The organism is Paucibacter sp. Y2R2-4 (assembly GCF_025717535.1).
Lineage (GTDB): Bacteria > Pseudomonadota > Gammaproteobacteria > Burkholderiales > Burkholderiaceae_C > Paucibacter_A.
The window spans coordinates 111,734-131,477 of sequence record NZ_JAJIRO010000004.1; the positions used below are offsets into that span (position 1 = coordinate 111,734).

Annotated in this window: 16 protein-coding genes; 9 read left to right on the forward strand and 7 right to left on the reverse strand. The window is 65.0% G+C overall.

The features are described 5' to 3' along the window. Positions 1 to 20 precede the first annotated feature (20 nt). Positions 21 to 3,086, reverse strand: coding sequence for an efflux RND transporter permease subunit (locus LNV06_RS15765; protein ID WP_263539251.1), 3,066 nt, complete (start codon positions 3,084 to 3,086; stop codon positions 21 to 23). Further along, a complete protein-coding gene (locus tag LNV06_RS15770; protein WP_263539252.1) occupies positions 3,083 to 4,201 on the reverse strand; it encodes an efflux RND transporter periplasmic adaptor subunit in 1,119 nt (372 codons plus the stop codon). The genes LNV06_RS15765 and LNV06_RS15770 overlap by 4 nt, the downstream gene beginning before the upstream one ends. 420 nt (positions 4,202 to 4,621) lie before the next feature. On the opposite strand from LNV06_RS15770, the gene LNV06_RS15775 reads away from it, so the two are divergent. Both LNV06_RS15775 and LNV06_RS15780 read left to right on the forward strand, forming a co-directional pair. After that, positions 4,622 to 5,674 (forward strand): AraC family transcriptional regulator, encoded by a 1,053-nt coding sequence (locus LNV06_RS15775; protein WP_263539253.1) that lies wholly within the window; start codon positions 4,622 to 4,624, stop codon positions 5,672 to 5,674. Between the two features lie 165 nt (positions 5,675 to 5,839). Beyond that, on the forward strand, positions 5,840 to 6,121 hold the full coding sequence (locus tag LNV06_RS15780) for an HU family DNA-binding protein (RefSeq protein WP_263539254.1): 282 nt from the start codon (positions 5,840 to 5,842) through the stop codon (positions 6,119 to 6,121). Positions 6,122 to 6,180: 59 nt separating this feature from the next. Here LNV06_RS15780 and LNV06_RS15785 read toward each other — a convergent pair whose 3' ends face one another. Continuing rightward, positions 6,181 to 6,915 carry a hypothetical protein gene (locus LNV06_RS15785; protein ID WP_263539255.1) on the reverse strand — a complete coding sequence of 245 codons (735 nt, stop codon included), beginning with the start codon at positions 6,913 to 6,915 and terminating at the stop codon, positions 6,181 to 6,183. Positions 6,916 to 6,921: 6 nt separating this feature from the next. Continuing rightward, positions 6,922 to 8,325: a DUF885 domain-containing protein gene (locus LNV06_RS15790; protein ID WP_263539256.1), complete on the reverse strand. Its 1,404-nt coding sequence runs from the start codon at positions 8,323 to 8,325 to the stop codon at positions 6,922 to 6,924. Positions 8,326 to 8,471: 146 nt separating this feature from the next. On the opposite strand from LNV06_RS15790, the gene LNV06_RS15795 reads away from it, so the two are divergent. Beyond that, on the forward strand, positions 8,472 to 9,368 hold the full coding sequence (locus tag LNV06_RS15795; RefSeq protein WP_263539257.1) for a DMT family transporter: 897 nt from the start codon (positions 8,472 to 8,474) through the stop codon (positions 9,366 to 9,368). A 127-nt stretch (positions 9,369 to 9,495) separates the two neighbouring features. On the opposite strand, the gene LNV06_RS15800 is transcribed toward LNV06_RS15795, so the two are convergent. The 3 genes from LNV06_RS15800 to LNV06_RS15810 form a co-directional block, all read right to left on the reverse strand. Then, entirely contained in the window at positions 9,496 to 10,182 is a 687-nt protein-coding gene (locus LNV06_RS15800) for a choice-of-anchor E domain-containing protein (RefSeq protein WP_263539258.1), read from the reverse strand. A gap of 378 nt (positions 10,183 to 10,560) precedes the next feature. Beyond that, positions 10,561 to 11,763, reverse strand: coding sequence for a sensor histidine kinase (locus LNV06_RS15805; RefSeq protein WP_263539259.1), 1,203 nt, complete (start codon positions 11,761 to 11,763; stop codon positions 10,561 to 10,563). Further along, positions 11,753 to 12,373: a response regulator gene (locus tag LNV06_RS15810; RefSeq protein ID WP_263539260.1), complete on the reverse strand. Its 621-nt coding sequence runs from the start codon at positions 12,371 to 12,373 to the stop codon at positions 11,753 to 11,755. Before LNV06_RS15810 ends, LNV06_RS15805 begins: the two co-directional genes overlap by 11 nt. A gap of 143 nt (positions 12,374 to 12,516) precedes the next feature. On the opposite strand from LNV06_RS15810, the gene LNV06_RS15815 reads away from it, so the two are divergent. The 6 genes from LNV06_RS15815 (at position 12,517) to eutC (ending at position 19,740) form a co-directional block, all read left to right on the forward strand. Then, complete coding sequence (locus LNV06_RS15815; RefSeq protein ID WP_263539261.1) at positions 12,517 to 13,203, forward strand: ABC transporter ATP-binding protein; 687 nt, start codon at positions 12,517 to 12,519, stop codon at positions 13,201 to 13,203. 8 nt (positions 13,204 to 13,211) lie between these two features. Then, a complete protein-coding gene (locus LNV06_RS15820) occupies positions 13,212 to 15,671 on the forward strand; it encodes an FtsX-like permease family protein (protein WP_263539262.1) in 2,460 nt (819 codons plus the stop codon). Between the two features lie 146 nt (positions 15,672 to 15,817). Next, positions 15,818 to 17,095 carry an acyltransferase family protein gene (locus tag LNV06_RS15825; protein WP_263539263.1) on the forward strand — a complete coding sequence of 426 codons (1,278 nt, stop codon included), beginning with the start codon at positions 15,818 to 15,820 and terminating at the stop codon, positions 17,093 to 17,095. Next, on the forward strand, positions 17,092 to 17,538 hold the full coding sequence (locus tag LNV06_RS15830) for a lactoylglutathione lyase (RefSeq protein ID WP_263539264.1): 447 nt from the start codon (positions 17,092 to 17,094) through the stop codon (positions 17,536 to 17,538). Before LNV06_RS15825 ends, LNV06_RS15830 begins: the two co-directional genes overlap by 4 nt. Positions 17,539 to 17,569: 31 nt before the next feature. Beyond that, complete coding sequence (locus LNV06_RS15835) at positions 17,570 to 18,976, forward strand: ethanolamine ammonia-lyase subunit EutB (RefSeq protein ID WP_263539265.1); 1,407 nt, start codon at positions 17,570 to 17,572, stop codon at positions 18,974 to 18,976. Continuing rightward, entirely contained in the window at positions 18,973 to 19,740 is a 768-nt protein-coding gene (eutC, locus tag LNV06_RS15840; RefSeq protein ID WP_263539266.1) for an ethanolamine ammonia-lyase subunit EutC, read from the forward strand. The genes LNV06_RS15835 and eutC overlap by 4 nt, the downstream gene beginning before the upstream one ends. Positions 19,741 to 19,744: the final 4 nt, after the last annotated feature.

Here is a 19,744-nt window from a genome sequence, read left to right on the forward strand (position 1 = left end):
GAGATGAGCGCTCGGCGAGTTCAGCGGGTAGCCGGAGCCTGAGGCGCCGGCACGCGGTAAAAGGTGGCGTAGAGAGCCGGAATCAGCCCCAACGTGATCAAGGTGCCCAGGGCCAAGCCGCCCATCATCACCACGGCCAAGCTGGTCCAGACCGAGCCGCCAAAGAGATAGAGCGGCAGCAGGCCCAAGATGCACACCATCTTGGTCATCACGATAGGACGTAAGCGCTTGGAAGCCGCGTCTTCAATGGCACTGGCGGGCTCCATGCCGTGGGCAATGGCCTCGTCAATGGCGTCGAGCAAGAGCACCGCGTTATTGACGATGATGCCGGCCAGGGCCAGCAGACCCAAGGTGCCGACAAAGGTCAGCGTGGTGCCGCTGAGTTTGAGCGCCAGGGCCGCGCCGATGCTGACGAAAGGGATGCTGGCCAGCACGATCATGCTTTTGCGCAGGCTCTCAAACTGCCACACGAAGAGCAAGAACATGGCCACCACGCAGACCGGCAGCAGGGCCAAGATGGCCTCATTGGCGCTTTGGTTTTCTTCGATCTCGCCGCCCAGGGCCACGCTGACGCGGCCATCGGCCTGCAGCTCTTGCAAGACCTTGTGCACTGATGCGGCCACGCCCTCGGCCGTCATGCTTTGGTGCTTGGCGTTGACGGTGACGGTGCGCTCCTGGTTGTGGCGCTGGATGACCGAAGGCTGCGAGCGCAGTGCCACCTTGGCGACCTGGCCCAGCGGCACGGCGCCAGAGCCGTCAGCCTTTTGAATCGGCACGGCGGCCAGTTGCTCGATGCGCTGGCGCCACTCGGCCCCACCGCGCAGCAGCACGGGCAGCACGGTGTCGCCTTCACGGAAGCCGGTCACAGCGCTGCCGGCGAGCAGCAGGTCCAGGCTGCGGGCGATGTCGCTGGTGCTGACGCCGGCCACGGCGGCTTTGGCCTGATCCACTTGCACGTCCACACGCAGGATCTGGCGTTCGGCGTCGCTGTTCACCTCCACCATGCCAGTCTGCGCCTGCAGCGCTTGCATCAGCTTGTCGGCGGCGGCGCGCTGGCTGTAGCCATCGCCGCTGCTGAGGCGGAACACGGCCAAGCCGGACTCCGACGAGCCCATGGAGAAGCGCTTGGGCTCAAAGCGAACTTCCGGGAAGCGCTCGGCCAGGGTCTGGCGCAGGCGCTCAATCGCCGCAGCATGGGTGCTGCTCGGGTCCAGCGTCAGCACCGCATAAGCACGGTGGCCGGCCGGTGTGGGCGGGTTCAGCGCCAAGATGAAACGCGGCCCCCCATCCCCCATATAGACCGCATGGCTGATCACTTCGGGGAAGGCCTTGCGCTCGCTCAGCGCTTTGCTGATAGCCGCCGTGGTGGCCTGTGTTTGATGGGTGCTGGCATCCGGGCTCAGCTCGATGGCCATTTGCAGCTGCTTGCGCTCGGAGGCCGGCATCAGCTCGGACGGCACATGCGTGAACAAATAGCCGGCCAGCGCCAGGAAGGCCAGCATGGTGCCGATATAGAGCGTCTTGTGGCCCAGCACCCAACGCACCTTGCCGCGGTACCAGCCCGTGAGCGCCTCAACAGCGCGAGCGGTACGGCTGAGCTCGGCATGGTGATGCGCAAAGCGCTGGCACAGCAGCGGCGTCACGGTGACGGCCAAGAGCAGTGAGAGCAGCAGCGCAATCGCCATCACGATGCCCATGCTGCGCAGGTACTCGCCGGTTTCGGTCTTGCTCAGCACCAGCGGCATAAAGGTCAAGATGATGGCCAGCGAGGACACCAAGAGCGGCACGAACATGGTGCGCCCCGCTTCCGCAGCCGCTTCTTCGCGCGGGTGACCCAGACTCAGGCGGCGCTCCATGTCTTCGGCCACGACGATGGCGTTATCGACGAACAGGCCCAGGGCGATGATGATGGCGCCGATGGAGATGATGTGCAGGTCAATGCCCAGCAACTTCATGGCCACCAAAGCACCCAAGACCGTGGTGGGCACGATGGCGCCGACGATCAGCCCGGTGCGCAGTCCCAGAAACAGCACCACCACGGCCATCACGATGACGGTGGTTTCCATGAAGACCTGACCCACCTGCTTGAGTTGCTTTTTGACGATCTGCGCCTGATCGGTGATGGGCACCAGGCCCATGCCCACCGGCAAAGCGCGCTCCAGCGTCTGCACCTTGGCGCGCAGGCGGTCGGCGAAGCTGGTGACGTTCAGGCCAGGGTCCATGGACACGGCCAGCACCACAGCGGATTGGCCGTTCACATAGGCCGCCGTTTGCGGCGGATCTTGCGGCACCCGCTCAATTCGGGCGAGCTGAGCCAGCGGCACGAAGCCGCCGCGCGGCAGGGCGATGGGCGTGCTGCCCAGTTGCTCCGGGCTTTCGGCATCGCCGCTCACGCTGATCGCCAGCTCGCTGCCGCCCACCTGCACAAAGCCGGCCGGGGCCAGCACATTGCGCTTGGACAGGGCCTGGGCAACAAGCAAAGGACTCAGTCCGCGCGCTTGCAAAGCAGCCAGGTCCAGCACAATTTGCACCTGCTCTTCACGCACGCCGTGCAGGCTCACCCGCTCCACACCGGGCAGTTGATAGAGCTGGTCGCGCAGCTGGCGCGCCTGGGTGCGCAACTCACCGGCGCTGTAGTCGGCGCCGGTCAGGCCCAGAGTGAGCACCGCGACGCGGCCGAACTCATCGTCCACCAAGGGGCCGATGGCGCCCTCGGGCAGCGCGGGCTTGAGCTCATTCATTCGCGTGCGCAGGCGCTGCCACACCGCCGGCAGGGCCGCTGGACTGACGTTCGCTTCCAACTCCACATAAGTGAAGGAAAAGCCGGGGCGCACCGTCGTTTTGACGCGTTTGACCTCGGGCAGAGACAGGATGCTTTCTTCGGTGGGCCGGGCCACCAGTTGTTCCATGCGTTCCACCGAGGCCCCGGCCACCGAACTCATGACGGTGGCGGTGCGGATGGTGATTTGCGGCTCTTCGGTAGACGGGAAATCCAACGCCAGCCACAGGCCGCACAAGACCAGGGCCAGCGCGCTGAGGAAGGTGAAGCGGGGGCGCTTCAATGCCAAGACGGCCAAGCTGCTCATGGGGCCTGCTCCCGGTGAGCCTGGGCCAACTGATTCACCGGCTTCACGCGGCTACCGGGCTGGAGCTGATGCGCACCAGCCAACACCACGCGATCGCCGCGCTTCAGGCCGGCGCTGACCTCCACCCAATCACCGTCGGTGCGACCCAACTGAACCTCCGTGGTTTCGACATGCTGGCCATCGGCAGCCAAACGCAAAACGCGGGCCTTGTTGGCTGTGGCGCCGGCTAGCACCGCACGAAGCGGCACTTGCAGCGCGGCGGCGTTGTTGTCGGCGCCTGCCAGCTGGACCGTCCAGGTGGACCCCACGGCCGCGGAGGCCGGCGCGGCCAAGTGCAGCTGGCGCAGGCCGCCCGCTTGCAGACGCTCACCCAAGCGCAGCACGCGGCTGGCATGGCGCTGCTGGCCTTGCACCAAGGTGACTGGCTGGCCGAGCTTGATCGGCAAAGACTCCGGCACGTTCAAGAGCAACTCGCGGCCAGCGCCATCCATGGTCAGCACCGGTGCGCCAGGCGCCACCGCTTGGCCTACTTCCAGGTTGCGGCTGGCCAACACGCCATCGATCGGCGCGCGCAGCTCCGCTTGCTTCAAGGTCCATGTCGCAGCATCGCGCTGCGCCTGGGCCGCTTTCAAGCTGGCCTCGGCCGCTGCCAACTCGGCTTGCACGCCGGTCCATTCCGCCGGGCTGGCCGCATCAGCAGCCTGAGCTTGACGCATGCGCTCCACACGCAGACGCAGCTCCGCGCTTTGCGCCTGGGCACGCAGGATCTCCGCCTCGGCGGCTTTGGCTTGCGCCTGCAAGGGTCGGCTGTCCAGCTGCGCCAGCACATCGCCCTTGCGCAGCGGGGCTCCCACATCCACCAGCACTCGGCTGAGCACCCCATTCACCGCAAACGCCAGCTCGGCACGCTGAGCGGCCCGCACCTCGCCCACAAAGGTTAAGCCATTGGCCTCTGCGCTGCGCACCTCGGCCACCAAGGCGGGGCGCGGCGCGGCGGCATCGGGCTCATCTGCGCCGTCCTCACAAGCCGACAGGGCAAGCAAAAGGCCGGGCAGCAGCAGGGCCCAAGGGTTCACGGCCGAAGACCGCGACAAGACAAACGAAAGAGATTTCACAACACGCTCCAGGCCTTTGGCCGCCAAGTTCACCCAAGCTTCGGGAACCCATACGGGCCTCTATGCAAGGGCGGGACTCTAGGGCCGAGCTCTGGTAAACCCGGGGACATTTGCGGCCAAGCAAGGGGCATTGCTGGCCGTTCCGAATCCCCCTTTACGGTGGGTCGCGAAGTCATCAAATGCACATCAAAGTCAGTTACTCTGCGCGAGTACGCGGAGTATCAGCGTTATGCTCCAAACGCCCTATTTCAAGCCGGCCGCCTCGAAAGAGCCCTTTGTTGACACGGGCTGCGCGCCAAACGAAAACGGCCAAAGCCGGCACTTTCTTTTTGGTCCATGGCGCGCCAAGATGCTTGCTACCCGGCCTCACGCTCTGAAGCCCTGAAGCCTTGATGCCCATTCCCCCCTGTTTTTTGACTGATGCCTCGCCCTCTCGCCTATCGCCCTGAACAAGGCCCCATCGACCCCCGCAAGCAAGCCCGGCTCGTCCCCTACCTCTCACGCTCATTGCTGGCGTTCGCAGAAGACCGTGGCGTGTCGGCTGACAGCCTTTGCCGTGGGCTGGGCTTCAGCCCTGACGAGCTGAATCAGCACGACTTCCTGCTTTCACACCAACAAGCGCGGACCTTGATCTTGCGGGCCCAGCGCCTGCTGAAAGACCCAGAACCCGCGCTTGGCCTGGCCCTGGGCGCGCGACAAACTCCCCATGCCTGGGGCCTGACCGGTGTCGCCATGCAAACCTGCGAGACCCTGGGCCAAGCGATACATCTGGCGCTGGAGAACCAAGGCCACGCGGGCAGCATTCTTGAGCACCGCCTGTCTCAGACCGGAGCCTTGGCGCATCTGAGTGCCGAACCCCGGCAATTCGACCTGCAGATCGAGCCGTTCTTGGTGGAGGAGTCTTTTGCCAGCTCGGTGGCGATCTTGCGCTTTTTGGTCGGGCCGCATTTCAACCCGTCTCGGGTGGAGTTCGCCTTTCCTAGTCACGGGCATGATGCGCTGTACCAGCGTTTTTTCCGCTGCCCGGTGCATTTCAAGGCCAGCGCCCATCGGCTCTCGGTGGAGCTGCGCTGGTTTGAGGAAAAGTTACCGGGCTATGAGCGCGGTGCCAGCGAATTGGTGCGCGCCCAACTCAGCGCCATGCTGCGAGCCAAACCGCAGCAGGATGAGCTGCTTGAAAGCCTCTCGCAACGCATGCGCATCGGCATCGAGGAGCCGCCCCGTCAAGGCGAGTTGGCCCAGCAAATCAACATCAGCGCGAGAACCTTGCGTCGCCGCCTGGGCGAACAATCCACCAGCTTCTTGGAGTTGCGCGATGCGGCTCGTTTTGAGCGCGCCCGCGATCTGCTGAAGAACTCGGAGATGACGGTCAACGAGATCGCGGATCTGGTGGGCTATGCCGACGCGCGGGCCTTCCGCCGCGCCTTCAAGCGCTGGTCCGGCATGCTGCCCTCGGCCTTCCGCTCCGCCTAGGCGAGGCCAAGCCGAGTCACGCTGAAGACCACTCCGGCGCCGCTTTTCTGGGGAAAAGATAGTGAAAAAGTGGCGCCAATTCGGCCCTGTCATCGATAGACACGCCGATCAGCAGATAATCGCGCCCCCTTCTCGGGATTTTTTTGCGTACCCACTGGATATCTGATGAACAAAAGTGAACTGATCGAAAGCATCGCCACCAAGACTGGCTCGACCCGTGCTGTGGCTGGCGCCGCGCTGGATGCTGCCCTGAGCTCGATCACCGAAGCCCTGGTCGCTGGCGACTCCGTGGCCTTGGTGGGCTTCGGCACCTTCAAGGTCGGCGAGCGCGCTGCCCGCACCGGCAAGAACCCTTCGACCGGCGAAGCGCTGGAAATCGCAGCGGCCACCGTGCCTAAATTCACCGCCGGCAAGGCGCTGAAGGACGCGGTCAACGCCAAGAAGTAAGTCTTCCCCCGCGGAAGGCCGGGCGCCGTCCTTGCGACGAGCGCCTATTTTTTTGCCCGCTACTTGCCAGGCCCGGCGCCAGGCAGCAAGGCCTTGGCCGCCTCAATGCGCAGCGCCATGGGCTGCTGCGCGTCGTTCATGACGCGCAGCAAGAAGGCGCGCGGGTCTTGTTCAAACACGGACTCGACGGGAGGCAGACACTGCGCCTCAGCGCGCGGCTCACTCTTAGGCAGCAAGGGCGCGGCACTGGCCACCCCATTCAGCTGCAGCAAGGCCGCGCTCAGCTGCGCCCGGCTGATGCAAGCCAGGCGGGCCAGCACATCGGCTTGCGCATCCGGGCCCGGCTCGGTGTCCAACCAGGGCTCCTCGCTGAAGACGGGCGCCAAGTCGGGCGCCACAAAGGCCGACCACTGGCCGGCCGCGGCCAGCTGCGGCGGTAAGGCGGGCACCTCGCCAGCGCCTTGCGACGAGCGAGGCCACAGGCACAGTCGGGCCGCTTGTTCTGCGGGCTTGAGCGCCGGCAAATAGACCCGGCAAAGCGCCCGCATCAACTCGGCAGCCTGAGGTGCCAAGTCATCCTCGGCCAGCGCAAACCAAAGCTGAAAACCGTCCTGACCCGACACCGCAATCGCCGGCGCCGGCAGGCCCAGATCGGCCTGCACACCGCGCCAAACCGCGCCCAAGGCGCGCCACTCGGCGGGCTTGGCCAAGCCCAACAGCGCAGCACGCGGCCCCAGCCTAAAGTCGCCTCTCGCGCCATAAAGGCGTTGCAGTTCTTGTTGCAGTCGGTTCATGGGGCGCTATTTTGCGCTGTCGGCCACCATCCGCGTCGTCATCGGATCGGGGCCGAGCACCCATTCACGCATCAGCGCCAGCGGCAATGGCCCCTGCTTGAGCACGCGGTCATGGAATTCGCGAATATCGAAACGCTCGCCCTCCTGCGCTTGCGCCTCGCTGCGCAGCTGCCGTAACAACACCGCCCCAAGCTTGTAACTGATGGCCTGAGCGGGCCATTGACGCACTCGCCGAATCTCCCGCTCGGCGAGTGCCGGCAGCATAGGCAGCTGCTCTCGCCAGTAGGCCTGCGCATCGGCCTCGCTCCAGCCTTGCGCATTCAGCCCCACATCAAGCACGACCCGGATCGAACGTACCAAATCCCATTCGATCGCCCCCAGCGCGTCGCCCGCTTGCTGGAACAAACCCAACTCGGCACCGTACTCCTCAACATAAGCGCCCCAGCCCTCGGCATAGGCCGAATAGAAGCCATGAGCTAGGCCGAGCGGGCAGCCTCGCCCGGCCAGGGCATAGCGGCTTTGATAGTGATGGCCTGGCGTGCTTTCATGCAGCAGCAGCCAGTCCACATTGCGCCGGCCATAGCCCTGAGCGCCTTTGTTGAAGTAAAAGCTTGACTCTTCGGGCTCGTAATAGCCATCAACCGGGAGCGCTGTCCCCAGCGTAGAGGCTTTGATCGCCGGCCCCTGAATACCGGTGGCCACAAAGAGCTGCGGCATATGCCGCTCCACGATGGTCTGGCGGGCTTCGTAATCGGCCTGCGGCGTGCTGCCCTCGGGGTAACGGAAGGCAGGGCTGGCCAGGTAAGCGGCGAACTCGGCATCCCGATCTGCATAGCCCATGCGCGCTTGCAACGCCCGATAGCGGGCTTGGGCACGTGCCAGCTCGGCCCGACCCAGGGCCATCAAGTCTTCAGGCCGACTGTCTTGCGTCAACCAGGCTTTACGCAGCCAGCGATACCAGTCTTGGCCCAAAGCGCTCTGCGCCAAGCCCTGCTCTGACAAAACCGCAGCGGCACCCAAGGCTCGGTAGCGCTCCAACACCTCCAACTTGTGCAGATGCAGGTCCAGCTCAAACCCGACCTGCCCCAGTTGCAAACGTTGGCAGGCACTGGCTTGTTGCAGGCTCACCGCCTGCACGGCCTGGAACTCTGCCCTCAGCGCCTGGAGCGCTTGGCGCTGCGCGTGCAGGTCGGTCGATTGATTGATCTTGTTGATGCTCTTGACGAAGGACAACTCCATTTCACCGCCCAGGCCCAATTCACGATGCGTTTGGCTATAGGCAGCGAGAAAGGCTTCGATCTCGGCAGGCAAGGCGCGAGGCGTTTCGGCCCAACTGCTGCCGACCGGCAAGAAAGCCCCCAGGCACACAGCCAAGACAGCAAGAAAAGCAGGGCGAAAAGTGGCGAACATGGATGAGAGCGGCAAGCAAGGAGCCCGCCAGTATGGTCCAGCCCATCCTCAACTGCCGAAGGTCAGGCCTCTGGGCGGGGCGGTATGAGTTCAATCACGGGTCAGCGAGCGCAGGCCCTGCTTCGCCCCAAGGGATACTGCTCCTCATGGCCCCAACTTCCTCCCAAAAGCCCGACCTCGCCTCCACTCGCCTCTACCCTTGGCTTTTTGTCGCCCTCTGGAGCACTGGATTCATTGGCGCCAAATACGGCCTGCCCGATGCCGAGCCGCTGACCTTCTTGACGATTCGCTATGCGCTGGTGCTGTTCTTGATGGGCGCCATCGTGCTGTGGACACGCGCGCCTTGGCCGCCTCTCGGCAGGGCTTGGGGGCATATCGCGATCTCGGGCTTGCTGGTGCATGGTGTGTATTTGGGCGGCGTGTTCACCGCGATTGGCCACGGCCTGCCTGCCGGCATCACCGCCTTGGTCGTCGGCTTGCAGCCCCTCCTCACAGCGCTGGGCGCAGGGCTTTTCTTGGGCGAGCGGGTGCGTGCGACCCAATGGTTAGGGCTGGCACTGGGTTTGCTGGGCGTGGGCCTGGTGCTGGCGCACAAAGTGGCAGCGGGGCTCAGCAACGCGGCGCTGTTGATGATGTTGCTGCCCGCCTTGCTGGCCTTGTTGGGCATCACCGCAGGCACGCTCTACCAAAAGCGCTTTTGCCCAGGCTTTGATCTGCGCACCGGTTCACTGATCCAGTTTCTGCCCTGCTTGGCGCTGACGGGCTTGGCCGCCTGGCTCAGCGGCGAGACGCTGCAAGTGCATTGGAGCGGCGCTTTTGTCTTCGCCTTGAGCTGGCTGGTGCTGGTGCTCTCGCTGGGCGCGGTGAGCTTGCTCAATGTGTTGATCCGCCAAGGCAGCGCCATCCATGTGGCCAGCTTGTTCTACCTGGTGCCACCGACCACGGCGGTCTTCGCCTGGGCGCTTTTTGGTGAAACGCTCACCGGCCTTGCATTGCTGGGGATGGCGGTCACAGTGTTTGGGGTCTGGCTGGCAAGGCGCTAAAGGCTCTGCTCAGAATAAAAAAAGGCCCGGCAATGCCGGGCCTTGTCTTTCTTCGCAGGCAAGCAGGCTCAAGCCTTTGGCGGTCTCAGGACAAAGCCCAAGCCACGCTCGCCCAACTCAGGCTGACTTAGGCAGCCTTGCGACGACGCGAGGCCAGGCCGACAGCGCCCAGGGCCAGGCCGACCAGGGCCAGCGAGGCTGGCTCAGGGACGTTGACCGGAGGAACAGGCTTGTCAGCGTAGGTGTAGACGATTTGCGCGCCGCAAGCGGCTTGGGTGTTCTGAGTGCTGGCAATATTGCCGCCACCGCCAGTGATGCCAATGCCGCTGAGCGAACTGCAGCTCAGGTCAAATTGACCACCGCCGGCCTTGGTGAAGCTGGACAAAATGCCGTTCAACTGCGAGGTCCAGTTGACGGAATCACTGTCCAGCAACGGGCCGAAGGACTGGGTGGCGCCGGCGGCCAGGCTCACAAAACCGGTTTCTGCGCTCAGGGAAACCAAGGGAGTAGACCCGAGCAAGCTATTCAAGGACAGCAGATCGCTCGAGAACGACAGATCCGTCGTAGCGACCGCCTTGGTGGTTTGGCTTTGAGCCGCGTTATTGGTCAAAGACAAGCGCGTGGTGTTGTTGCCAGAGAAAGTCAGGCTGACACTGGTCAGATTGCCCAAGTTGGTGTCAAACAGGCCCAGCTTGCCGGTCTGGCTGATTTCAGTGGTTTGCAGCGGGTTGCTGAAGTCGAAGGACAGAGTGCCGGCATTGGCAGCCGTGGCAGCAAAAACGGTGGCGCCGAGCAGGGCGACGATCTTTTTCATTTACAAAACTCCCTAGGGTGAAAATTTACAACATGCACAAGTTCATAACTTGAAGCCTGAGCGTGTCATGAGCATGCAATTCGCATGCCAAATCACCACCCAACGGCCGATCACCCAGCTGGCAGGGCTTTCAAGAATTCGCCGCCACCGAACACTTTCCCAAGTGTCAAATTTCTCGACAGTGGGAATTCACAAATCACAAAAAGACGCCTATTTTCGAAGTTATTTCAAAGCACCAAATCAACCCCTAACTTGTCAGTCATCAGTCCAGTGACGCTGTTTATTCAAGTTATGTGTCGAGCCTTTTTTTGGATTGAGGCACACCTGGTCTTGCCTCTCAATTAGTCTGAGAGAACACCGTCCCGCGATTGATTGGCCTCAGAAACTCAGCACAAATGCCGCCCCACCCTCCAGAGGCCGCACATAACGCACGCGGCCGCCCATGCCGTGTACCAGCTGGCGCACCACGGTCAAGCCGATGCCTTGGCCGCCCTCACGGGCGCTGAAAAAGGGCAAGAAGATCTTGCGCTCCAGGCCGGGCGGAACGCCAGGGCCGTTGTCTCGAACGCTGATCTGCAAGCGGCCGCCGCGGCCTTGGCGTGCCGTCAGCCAGAGACGCGGCGGCAGTTCTTGCTCAGCGCAGGCTTGCTCGGCGTTGTGGATCAAGGCCAGCAAGGCCTGCTCCAGCTGGCCTTCGTCAGCGTTCAGTCGCAGCCCCGGCTCACTGACCTCGAAACTCAGCTGACCACCTACCCGCTCCCAGGCGGGCGCGACTGCCAAGCGCAAGCGCTGAAACAGAGCGTGCAAGTCCACCGGCGCCAAGACCGGCGCCGGCCATTGGCTGACCCGTCGATAGGTGGCCACAAAGCGCGACAAGCCCTCGGCACGCTGCGCTATGCCGTCCAAAGCGCTGCGCAGATCGGCCTCGACCAGCGGCGGCTCGTCCAGCAACATTTGCGCGGTCTGGCTCAGGCTCTTGATGGGGGTGAGCGAGTTCATGATCTCGTGGGTCAAGATCTGAACCAGTTGCTGCCAGGCCTGCAGCGACTCACCTTCCAGCTCCCGCTCCAGCGGCACCAGCACCAAGAGGGTCTGGCCCTGTCCGTCGAGCGAGAGGGTTTGCATTTGCAACTGCCAGCGCTCGCTGCCGCGTTCGGTGTCCAGGCTGACGGGGCCGCTGCGCTCGGCGCTGCGCAAGAGCTGCTGCAGCGCCGCCGCCTCTCTCACGCCGCCGGGCGCTGCCAAGCGACGGGCGCGATTGCTCAAAGCACGCAGATCGCCCTCATGGCCCAGCACCCAGGCGGCGACCGGCAGGTGTTCGAACTGCGCTTGCAAAAGATGAAGCCGCTGCAGATCCAGCGGCTGCGCGGGCTCGGCAGGCAGCAGTTGCGGCTGCAAACGCCGCTGCCGCAAGGCCCTCGCCATCGGCCAAGCCAGCGCCAAGCCCGCAGCGAACAAGAGCAGCACCGGCACCCCATCTCTCAGCGCCAAGCTGGGCTGAGCCGCGGCCCGGTAAGCCAAGGCGCCAGCGCCACCCCAGAGCAGCGCCAGCAGGCCGAGGCGAATCGATTCAAAGCCCATGCTTGTCCAAACGCCGGTACAGCGCCGCGCGTGAGAGGCCCAGGCTACGCGCCGCCGCGCTGAGATTGCCCTCGGCCGCCGCCATGGCCGACAGCAGGGCCGCGCGCTCCTGAGCAGCCAGGGAACGATCGGTTTCTTCAGACGGAATCAGGTCGTGCGCCGAAGCTGCGGCGGGAGCACGGCCTTGGCCTTGCTGTTCATAGCGCTGCAAGGCCTCGCGGCAGGTGGCGATCAAGCGCGGGTTGTCCCAGGGCTTGGTGATGAAGTCAAAAGCGCCGCGTCGCAGCGCTTGCACCGCCAACTCGATTTCGGCGTAAGCCGTCATCACCACCACCACCGGCGGCGCGGCTCGGGCCAGCACCTCGCTCAGCAGCTTCAGCCCTTGTTCGCCGTCCGTGCGGCCAGGGCCGAAGTTCAGGTCCAAGAGCAGCAAGCTGGGCTGGAGCTTGTCGAGCGCAGCCATAAGCTCGGCCGGCCGGCGCAAGCAGGTGATGGGGGCCACGCGGCGCTGCAGCAGCAATTGAGCCGCCAGGCCGACGCCAGGGTCGTCGTCAAGCAGCAAAAGGCTGTGGCGTGGTGTCAGGAGGAGGTCGTCGTCTTCTTCATTCACGGCCTGCAGTTTCGCAGTTTGAGACGCGCGCGCGCCAGACCGGTGTTCGGAAACGGACAGGGGGCTTGGCCGCCACGCGCCCTGCGCCGATGCTGCGAAGCCTGCACCCCTCATTTCTTTGACCGACCGAATCAGGACTCCGCATGATCGAACTCAGCCAACTGAGCAAACGCCACCGCGCCGGTGACGTCGAAACCACCGCCTTGAACGCCATTGACCTACGCATTGAAGCGGGCGAGTACGTAGCCATCACCGGCCCCTCGGGCTGCGGCAAGTCCACCCTCTTGGGGCTCTTGGGCTTGCTGGACCGGCCCAGCAGCGGCAGCTACCGACTGGAGGGCGAAGACATCAGCCGCAAGTCGGCGCGCGAGTTGGCCGCTATCCGCCGAGGTCGCATCGGCTTTGTGTTCCAGAGCTTCAATCTTGTGGACGACTTGAGCGTGCGAGACAACATTCAGCTGGCCTTGCGCTACGGCTCCATGCCGGTGGCGGGTCAGCGGGCGCGGGTGGACGAGGTCTTGCATCGCCTGGGCCTGGCGCACCGTGCCGAGCACAGACCCAGCCAGCTCAGCGGCGGCCAGCAGCAACGCGTGGCCATTGCCCGCGCCATCGCCGCCCGGCCGGCACTGCTTTTGGCGGACGAGCCCACCGGCAATTTGGACAGCGCCCATGGCCAGGAAGTGATGCGCCTCTTGCGCGAACTCAATGAAGAGGGCACGACCCTGGTGATGGTGACCCACAGCCCCGAGCATGCGGCCCTGGCCTCGCGCACCGTTCGCTTGCTGGATGGCCGGGTGCTGGTGGACGCCCACACGGAGCAGTACGCATGAGTGCCCCCATGAGTATCCAATGGCCTGCCCTGCTCCGCGAAGCCTGCGCCGGCTTGGCCCAGCGCGCCTCGGCCACCTGGGTGTCTTGCGGCGGCATGATGTTGGCCATGGCGGCCTGCGCCCTGGTGGCGGTCTTGGCGCTCTCGCGTGCCGCCATCGACCCCGGCGTGCCCGAGCCCGAGCGGGTGGTGATGCTGGACTTCATGAGCCATCAGCCCGGCGAAGAGGCGCGCTGGCAACTGGCCTCGCCGGCCGGCCTGGTGCCGCTGCTGAAGAGCCGCGGCCTGCCGCTGGAGCTGATCAGCCGCAGCAGCAGCGCCGGCTTCACCTTGCAGCTGAATGCCGATGGGCAAAACCGTTTGGAGGTGGTGCGCGTGCTGGCGGCCGACCCGGATTTGGCGCCGCTGATGGGCATCAAGGCTCTGCACGGCGATTTGCCGGCCACGCTGCGCCGCCGCGACGCGATTGCGCTGACGCCCAAGCTGGTTCACAAGCTCTGGGGCGAGCTGCCGCTGGCCGAGGCCTTGGGCCGCACGGTCGAATGCCGGGGCAAGGCCTATCAGGTGACGGCGGTGATTCCGGCCATCGACTCGCGCAGCAGCCTGAACGCCGCACACGAGGCCATGGCCAGCTTTGAACTGGAAGGCACCGACTTCCGCGGCGGCATGTTCGACAGCCCCGAGGCGGTGGAGAGCATTCACCAAGGCAATGCCCAGATCTACGCCCGCTTGCGCCCCGGCACCCGGCCCGAGCAAGTGCTGCCGCTGCTGGAGCAGGCCTACCAGGCCCACCCGCTTTACGCCAAGCTGCCGGCCGAATGGAAGGACAAGAGCCCCAGCAAGAAAGCGGTCGAGTTTCGCGTTCTGCCCCTGACGCAATTGCCGCTGGAAGGTCAAGCCATGGTGTGGGACTTGCTGCTCGCCTTAGGCGCCGCAAGCGCTCTGCTCTTCATGCTGGCCGCCATCAACAGCATGAATCTGCAAACCGCGCAGCTGCTGCAGCGCCGGCGCGAGACCGCGCTGCGCCGCAGCCTGGGCGCCACCGGCTTTGACTTGCTCAAGCTCTGGAGTCTGGAACTCTTGCTGAGCCTGCTGATCAGCGCGGCCGGCGCCGCCCTGCTGGTGTGGTGGTTGGCCCCGGCGGTGGCCGACTGGCTGGGCCTGAGCGCCGAGCGGCCGATTCTGGACGCCCTGCCTTCGCAGGTCTTGCTGGGCCTGGGCGCAGCAGTCCTCGTGCTGCTGCCTTTGAGCTTGGCCTTGCCGGCCGGCATGGCGTTGCGCCAGGTGCCGGCCCCGGCTTTGCAGGGCCGCACCGCCAGCGAAGGACCGTGGGGCCGGCGTGTGCGCCAAGGTCTACTAACTCTGCAACTGTGCGGCGCCTTGCTGCTGCTGGCGCTGACCGGTGTGTTGAGCCTGCAGCATCGGCATATGGTGATGGCGGACCGCGGCATTGAAACGCAAAACCGCTTGGTGCTCAGCGCCATTGTCGAACGCGACTTTGTGCCCAAGATGGATGCCTTTGCCGAAGGACTGCGCCAGCATCCGGCCATCCAGCATTTCGCTTTCAGTTCGGCCCGCCCGGCCATGGACACCGATGGCCCCAGCGAGTTTCATGTCGGCCCCAAAGGCGACAAGCAAATGCTGCGCATGACCATCGCCTCGCCCAGCTTTTTTGACACCTATGGCATCAAGGTGCTGGCCGGCGACCCGAAGAGCGGCAGCGGCGAGGGGCGCTTGGTGATCGACGCCAAGGCCGCGCGCCTGCTCGGCTTTGCCTCGCCGCAAGCCGCTGTGGGCGCGGTGCTGCGCGGCGGCGGTGACCTGGCCAAAGAAGGCCAGGAGCAGCGCCGAGTGGTGGCGGTGGTGAATGACATCAAGCAAGAGTCGGCCCGCGAGGCGGCCCGCCCGCAAGGCTTCATGCTCAGCGACGAGCCGCAGTGGGACCTGACCGTCTATGGCCCCGACCCGGTCGCCCTGCGTCAGGCCTTGGAATCGGTATGGACCAGCCATGGCCCGCCGCTGGCGCATCTGATCTGGACGGCCGATGAGCAGCGCGCCCGTGTCTACCACCTGGAGAAGCTGCTCAGCTGGCTGCTGGCTGCTGTGGCCTTGGTGGCGGTGGGCGTGGCCATGTTGGGCGCCTATGCCTTGGTCGCCGACACCTTGCGCCGCCGCCGTACTGAGCTGGTTCTGCGCCGTTTGCATGGCGCCGGCCATGGCGCCATTGCCCGCGAAGTGGCGGCCGAGTTTGCGTGGCCTTTGGCGCTGGCGGCCTTGATCGGTCTGCCGCTGGCCTGGCTGTTGGGCCAAGGCTATCTGAGCGAGTTTGTCGACCGCATCGACCTGGCCTCGGGCCTGCTACTGCCGCTGGCATCGGCTGCCATCCTCACCCTGCTGGTCACCGCCCTGGCGGCCCTGCGCCATGTGCGGCTGGCCCTGGCTTTGCAGCCGATCGAGGCGCTGCGCTGAGCGAGGCTTGTTCTGACGGGGAAGGCGCCAAGGCTATGTCTTGGCGCCTTCACTTCTCCGCGCCTTTGCGCCCACTCGCCACAGCGCTGATCCCACTCGCCCCATCCGGCTTGGCCTGAGGCACCTGGCGCGGCGATGCTGGCGGCATGGAACACACACCTCCTCCTCAAGCCCGCCTCGCCGCAACAGACGGCCAGCGCCTGTTCTTCCTGGATTGGCTGCGCATTCTGGCGTTTGCGCTGCTGGTGCCTTATCACGTGGGCATGTACTACGTGAGCTGGGGCTGGCATGTCAAAAGCCCGGCCGCCAGCACCGCTTTGGAGCCCTTCATGCTGCTGAGCGCGCCTTGGCGCTTGGGCCTGCTGTTCTTCATTGGCGGCGTGGCGCTGGCGCAGGCTTGGGGCCGCTCGCCTGCGGGCCTGCTGCGCCGCCGCAGCGCGCGCTTGCTGCTGCCCTGGTTGTTTGGCATCTTGCTCATCGTGCCGCCGCAAAGCTATATTGAGGTGATCCACAAGCTGGGCTACTCGGGGTCTTACCTCGAATTCATGCGGCTCGCGCTGCGAGGCTATGGCGGCTTTTGCCGTATCGAAGAGGGGCGCCGGCAATGCCTGAGCCTGCCGGCCTGGAACCACCTTTGGTTTCTGCCCTATCTCTGGCTTTACGGCCTGATCGCCTGGGTCCTGATGCGCCGCCTGCCGGCATGGCTGGACACAACATCCCAGCGTTTGGCCGCGCTCGGGCCCGTGGCTGTGCTGCTGGGCTTGAGCCTGCCGCTGGTGCTGGCTCGGCAGCTGGCGGGCGCCTTTCCGTCGACTCACAACCTCACCTGGGATTGGTACAACCACGCCCAGTACCTGAGCCTGTTCGTGCTGGGGCTCTTGGCCGCCAAGGCCGGCGCATCGTTCTGGGCGCGCTTGGGAGATTTGCGAGTGGTCGCATTGCTCGGCGCATTGGCCAGCTGGGGGCTGCTCTTGAGTTACTTCGCTGCTTATGCAGACGCCACACCGCCTGAATCCTTGCGGGTGCTGATGCGCGGCATTTGGGGCTTGATGCAATGGTGGGCCATGGTGGCCGCCTGCGGCTTTGCCTACCGTCACCTGAACTTCGATTCGGTCTGGCGCCAGCGCCTCAGTGCCGCGGTGTTTTGTGTTTACATCCTGCACCAAACCTTGATCGTGCTGCTGACGCAGGCCCTCTTGCCTTGGCAGCTCGCTCCTATCCCCGAGGGCCTGCTCTTGATCGGATTGACTTTCGCTCTGTGCACCCTGGGCTATGGCCTGGCCCGCCTGCTGCCGGCACCACTGGCCCTGCTGCTGGGCGTGGACAAGAAGCGCAACAAGGCACAAAAGCCCCAGCTCGTGCCGCTGCCACAGACTGCCTCCACAATGGCGGCTGTTTCCACAGCTCCGCCCCACACCCCATGAAATACCTGCACACCATGGTGCGCGTCACCGACCTCGACGCCTCGCTCAAGTTCTACCGCGATGCCCTCGGCATGCACGAGGTGCGCCGCAGCGAGCATGAAGCCGGCCGCTTCACCCTGGTCTATCTGGCCGCCCCCGGCGACGAAGCCGGCAAGTACCAGCCCCAGGTGGAGCTGACCTACAACTGGCCCGACGCCGACGGCCAAGGCGAGGTCTACACCGGCGGCCGCAATTTCGGCCACCTGGCCTTTGCCGTGCCCGATATCTACGCCGCCTGCCAGCGCTTGATGGACCATGGTGTGGTGGTGGTGCGCCCACCGCGCGACGGCCGCATGGCGTTTGTGCGCTCGCCCGATTTGATCTCGGTCGAGCTGCTGCAAGACGGCCCGGCCCTGGCCCCGGCCGAGCCTTGGATTTCGATGCCCAATATCGGCGGCTGGTAAAGGCCAAGCCCGTCGTCAAGGGAGAAGCCCTATGGGTTTTCACGCCAGCGTCGGCGCGCAAAGCTATGCCTTCAGCAGCCTGGCCGAGCTCTTGGCCAAGGCCAGCCCGGCCCGCTCGGGCGATCAGTTAGCCGGCCTGGCGGCCGAGAGCGCGCAAGAGCGTGTGGCCGCACGCCGCGCCTTGGCCGAGCTGCCGCTACGCCACTTTCTGAACGAAGCGGTGGTGCCCTACGAGGCGGACCAGATCACGCGCTTGATTCTGGACAGCCACCAGGCAAACGCTTTTGCGCCGGTGGCGCATTTGAGCGTGGGCGACTTCCGCAACTGGCTCTTGTCCGATGCGGCAACGTCAGCCGCGCTGAGCGCACTGGCGCCGGGGCTCACGCCTGAGATGGTGGCCGCCGTCAGCAAACTGATGCGCAACCAAGACCTGATGCTGGTGTCCAGCCGCTGCCGCGTCGTCACCCGCTTTCGCTCCACCCTGGGCTTGCCCGGCCATCTGGCGGTGCGCCTGCAACCGAACCACCCGACCGACAGCCCGGCCGGCATCGTCGCCAGCATCCTCGACGGCCTGATGTACGGCGCCGGCGATGCGGTCATCGGCATCAACCCGGCGGCCGATAGCGTACCCGCCATGATGCGCCTGCTGCATCTGCTGGACGACTTGATCCAGCGCCACCAGATCCCCACGCAAAGCTGTGTGCTGACCCATGTCAGCAACACGCTGCAAGCCATCGAACAAGGTGCGCCGGTGGATCTGGTGTTCCAGTCGATTGCCGGCAGCGAAGCTGCCAATCGCAGCTTTGGCATCGACCTCGCGCTGCTAGATGAAGCCCATGCGGCTGCGCTGTCGCTGCGGCGCGGCCATGAACACGTGATGTACTTTGAGACCGGCCAGGGCAGCGCCCTGTCGGCCAATGCCCACCACGGCGTCGATCAACAAACCATGGAGGTGCGCGCTTATGCGGTGGCGCGGCGCTACCAGCCGCTGTTGGTCAACACGGTGGTGGGCTTCATCGGACCAGAGTATTTGTACGACGGCAAGCAGATCATCCGCGCTGGGCTAGAAGACCATTTCTGCGGCAAGCTGCTGGGCCTGCCTATGGGTTGCGACATCTGCTACACCAACCACGCCGAGGCCGACCAAGATGATATGGACTCGCTCTTGGTGCTCTTGGCCAGCGCCGGGCTGAACTTCATGATGGGTGTGCCCGGCGCCGACGATGTGATGCTGAACTACCAAAGCACGTCCTTCCACGATGCCTTGTTCGCCCGCAAGTTGCTGGGTCTGAAGCGCGCACCGGAGTTCGAGGCCTGGCTGCAGGCCATGGGCATCACCGATGCGACCGGCGCGCTCTTGCCGGCAAGACCTGGCCCTGCCCTCTTGGCTGATTCGCTGACTGATTCTCTAATGGCCAGGATTGGCGGCGTGCCATGAGCGAGCAAGACATCGCCCCCGACCGCTGGGCCGCCTTGCGCAGCCATACGCCGGCGCGCATCGGCATCGGCCGGGCCGGCACCAGCTTGCCTACCCGCGAGTTGCTGGACTTTGGCGCCGCCCATGCGCAGGCGCGCGATGCCGTCTTGCTGCCGCTAGATGTGGAGGGACTCACTGCGGGATTGATGGCGGAACAAGGCCTGACCTGCTTGCACGTACAAAGCCGCTGCACCGAGCGCGAGGTCTATTTGCGCCGCCCCGATCTGGGTCGGCGGCTCAACGCGGCCTCCGCCGAGAGCTTGCGCGCGGCTGCGGGGCCGGCAGTCGATTTGGCGATCGTCCTGGCCGACGGCCTATCGGCCATCGCCTGCCAGCGCCACGGTCTGCCACTGCTGGGCTTGCTGCGCCAAGAGTTGGCCGGCGACCAACTGCGACGGGCGCCCCACATCATCATTGCCACCCAGGCGAGAGTGGCGCTGGGCGATGACATCGGCGCCCTGCTGAATGCCCGCGCGGTGCTGATGCTCTTGGGTGAGCGTCCGGGCCTGAGTTCCCCCGACAGCCTGGGCGCCTACCTGACCTTTGCCCCACAAGTCGGCCGCACGGACGCCGAACGCAACTGCGTCAGCAATATCCGCCCCGAAGGCCTGCCCTTGGTTATCGCCGCCAAACGCATTGCCTGGCTTTTGCGTGAATCGCTGCGCCGCCAAATCAGCGGCGTTGCCTTGAAGGACGACAGCGAACGAGCGCTGCTGAGCGAGTAGCTCA